We start from the raw sequence: 3340 nt of genomic DNA, 5'->3' as shown, positions 1-3340 counted from the left end.
GTCGTACCGCCAGGCCGTCCGGGCCTGACCGCCCGTGCCCTGCCCGCTGCCCAGGTCGAACTGTTGCCAGGTCACCAGGTTGGTCAGCCGCCCGCCATGGTCGTAGCCGTACTCCACCGGCCAAGCGCTGGTGCCCCAACTGCGCCAGATCTGCCCCTGCGGCGTATAAAGCGTCCGTTGCCAGCGCCCGCCCGGCGACAACCTCTTTCGCCCCGCGCGTACTACCCCACCGACAACGACCAGGATGCCACGCTTTCACGCCTCATCGCCCCGCCACAGTCTTCTTCTTCGAGCATTGCCCCTTCTGAATCATTCAATGACTACGTCCATCCACGTCAGCTCTTCGAGCGACGTCTTCCCGGCGCGGCCTGCGTGTCAGCCAGCGCCACGCAAATGACATCGCTATGACCAACAGGCCCAGCAGCACACAAAAACTCAGGAGGCCCCAAGCCGGCTCATATTCCGCACCAGACACCGCTTCGTGCCCGCTCGCACGACCATGCGACACAGGCCGCAGAAATACAGCCCACCACGCTATGACAACTCCCCCCGCCACACCAGCCAAGACAAGAACCTTCTTAACCATCGGTTTTCCTCCTATCGCACTATAATCTCACCGTCGGCGCAGATTGTAATCGAGATCGTGCTCGCCGCTAAAGTCATGGATACGTCGATGTAAGGACTCTTGATGCCCAAAAAGGCCATGTATTCCGACGTATAGCTGATGCACTGGACCGGACAGGGGCCGTCCTTCTCGCCCACATTAGGGCCATGGACTTTTAGCTTATAGCCCGCAGGAAACTGCGCAAATGTTAATCGTCCTTCAGCCGAATCTTTCCCATAGGCGTGGAAGCGGACGCCGTTTCGCGTCTCACCCCATACGAGAAGGTAATGAGAATACGACAGATATTGTGTGCCCAGTGTTTGGTTAAGTATGTCTGTGTACCATGTGACCCACCAATCTTGGACCTCGTACTCAACCCGTCGCAAGCCATATTGGTCACACTGCTCGGTAGGAGTGTTCTGAACCATTTGATAAAGGTTCCATCCGTCCTGTTCCGCTAATGGATCTCGAGTTAGCCATCGCCCAACTATAGGGCGATAAATGCGATACGCGTAAAGCACCAGTCCACTGGCTGGGTCGGTGCGTTTGGTGCTGAAGCGGAAGGAACTAGAAGCGGCGGCAGGACCGGTGGTGCGGAGGGCGTCGTCGAAGGGACCGTATTCGTAGCGCCCGGTCTCCGTGCCGGTGGAAGCAGCAACCAACTGCCACACGTTCCCGTTGCCATCGTAGGTGCAGAAATGCGCGCCGGCAGATGACGCAGAGTGTTGGTTGACCCACAGCAAACCACCCACACCGCCGGCGCCGTCCAAGGTTTCGCTGAGGTCCAGGCCCCACGCGTAGCTGCGCACCAGCGCATGGTTCGTGGCGTTCAGCTCTGCGATGTGCCGGCTAAACCGCATCGGATCGCTCACCAGCTTCAGGTCCTCTATAACCCGCCAAGCCTCACTTGTCCACCCGCTACTCGTCCGCCAAATCCGCCGAGGGCGCATCTCGATGGATGGCAGCTTGGTCTTTTTGCGCCGGTTTCCCACCCCCCGGAGCGCCTCCCTGCGGGGCGGGCCGCTGCGGTCGGCAGGCCGACGGGCAGTCGGCGGCCGTTTGCCCCAGCGGGAGTTTCGCGGATTGGCCATCCGCGATACAGCAGGCGACCAGCCTGCGCTGCGGCGATACCCCGATCCCCTAGTGCCAGAGACTGAAATGCGCCCCGCTCCGTTCTCCCATGCAACTCCTTCTGCACTCCCCGGCGAAGACGCTGCGCCCAGGACCGTGCGGCAGGGGCGGGTGGCCGACTTCCCTCACCGCAGCCTCGAGCCGCCTAATCTCTCTCGCACCATTTGCGCCGGACAGCCGGACGGCGTTCAACGTCCCCACTTTGGGATGAATCTCAGTCGCTCTGAGGACGCATCGGCGGTGCGTCCAATTTCGAAAGCTGCTGTTTCCCTGGAGAACTCGTTGCCCGCTTCCAAGTTCTCAAAGTCCCCGAGACTTCTAGGGAACTTGTAGTGCTGAACGACTTTCCCAGCCTTGGTGAAAACAAGGAGGTAAAACGTCTCTGACGAATCGATGTGAGTTCCTTGTGCTTCCGCCCATCTGTAGCCAAGCTGCGCGTGGATTTGGTCAACCGATGTGTAAGGGCCGAAGATGAACAACTTTTCCCACTGAAACCGCGTCACTGACGAAACGCTGACAACCGCGTTGCTGGTCTTCAGCGCAGCCTCGCCAGATCGATGGAGCGCCTCCACAAAGCTGTTTTCTGCCTCGCCACATCCACTGAACGAGAGCATCGCTGCGACTACCGACAAAACGCCAAATGCGGTCTTCACTTGAGCACCTTCAGTTTTCCCTCATCGAGCGCCTTCTGGCAAAGATCGCCACAGTCTCCGCTTTGGGCGGCCAAATCACGGCCAACGGAGTTGTTGTGCTCGTCCATTTTCCGCTGCTCAGGGGGCTGTCCGCGGCGTTCGTTTGCATTCTCGTGGACGTCGCCTATGCACTTGGCATTCAACGTGCCGAGCGCTCGGGCCATTTCGCAACTCCAGTAGCAGTGCCGCCATGCGTCGGCCTTGTCGTTGTGGAGGGTCGAGCCCGGGAATCGCCTCTGTGTCTCGTTCAGAGCTCGGTCCCCCAAAGCCGCTCCCTTCTCGCAGTCCGATTTCCCGCACTTACAAAGGCAATCGAGCTTTTCACGCAAATCAGCACCGCCTCCGCTGTAGCCCAAGCCCCAGAGGTCAATTCGTCGTATGGGGTCATTGGCGACGAAGGCATACAAGTTCAACCCGCCGCGTTCCCCAATGGGATCTCTGTTTGACCACCCCCCGAACGCGGGCTGTAGGCACGATACTCGTAGAGGACCAAACCTGTGGCCGAGTCCGTCCGTTTCGTGCTAAAGCAGAAGAGGTTAGAGGGAGCCGCGGGGCCGGTGGCGCGGAGGGGTTCGCCGAAGGGGCCGTATTCGTAGCGCGCCGTCTCCATGCCGGTGGTAGCAGAGACCAACTGCCAGACATTCCCGTTGCCGTCGTAGGTGACGAAATGCGTCCCGGACGCCGGACCGCTGGCCAGCCGCACCCAGAGCAGACCACCCACCTCACCGGCGCCGTCCAATGTCTCGCTCGGGTCCAAGCCCCAGACGTAGCTGCGCACCAGCGCGTGGTTCGTCGCGTTCAACTCTGCCACATGCCGGCCGAACCACACCGGATCGCTCACGGATTTCAGGTCCTCCGTCACCACCCAAACCCCGTTGCTCAACACGTAGCTCGTCTGCCGGATGCGCCGGCC

Annotated in this window: 4 protein-coding genes and 1 pseudogene; all 5 read right to left on the bottom strand. The window is 60.5% G+C overall.

Translation table 11 applies throughout. The annotated features are described in order from the left end of the window. Positions 1-201, bottom strand: a 201-nt coding sequence (locus ACPDIT_RS15125) for a hypothetical protein (RefSeq protein ID WP_423444913.1), incomplete at its 3' end; no start/stop codon positions are given. A 396-nt stretch (positions 202-597) separates the two neighbouring features. Then, positions 598-1476, bottom strand: a complete 879-nt coding sequence (locus ACPDIT_RS15120) for an RHS repeat-associated core domain-containing protein (RefSeq protein ID WP_423444911.1) — start codon at positions 1474-1476, stop codon at positions 598-600. Positions 1477-1923: 447 nt separating this feature from the next. After that, positions 1924-2388, bottom strand: coding sequence for a hypothetical protein (locus ACPDIT_RS15115; RefSeq protein WP_423444909.1), 465 nt, complete (start codon positions 2386-2388; stop codon positions 1924-1926). Next, positions 2385-2840, bottom strand: a complete 456-nt coding sequence (locus ACPDIT_RS15110; protein ID WP_423444907.1) for a DUF6973 domain-containing protein — start codon at positions 2838-2840, stop codon at positions 2385-2387. The genes ACPDIT_RS15115 and ACPDIT_RS15110 overlap by 4 nt, the downstream gene beginning before the upstream one ends. Then, positions 2837-3340: pseudogene (locus ACPDIT_RS15105) on the bottom strand (RHS repeat protein); the annotation flags it as partial. The gene ACPDIT_RS15110 and the pseudogene ACPDIT_RS15105, both read right to left, overlap by 4 nt.

Origin of the sequence: Limisphaera sp. VF-2 (assembly GCF_049537125.1) — a bacterium.
Taxonomy (GTDB): Bacteria; Verrucomicrobiota; Verrucomicrobiia; order Limisphaerales; family Limisphaeraceae; genus Limisphaera.
The sequence above is the reverse complement of the archived record's forward strand: the minus strand, read 5'-3'. Positions and strand labels throughout refer to the sequence as shown.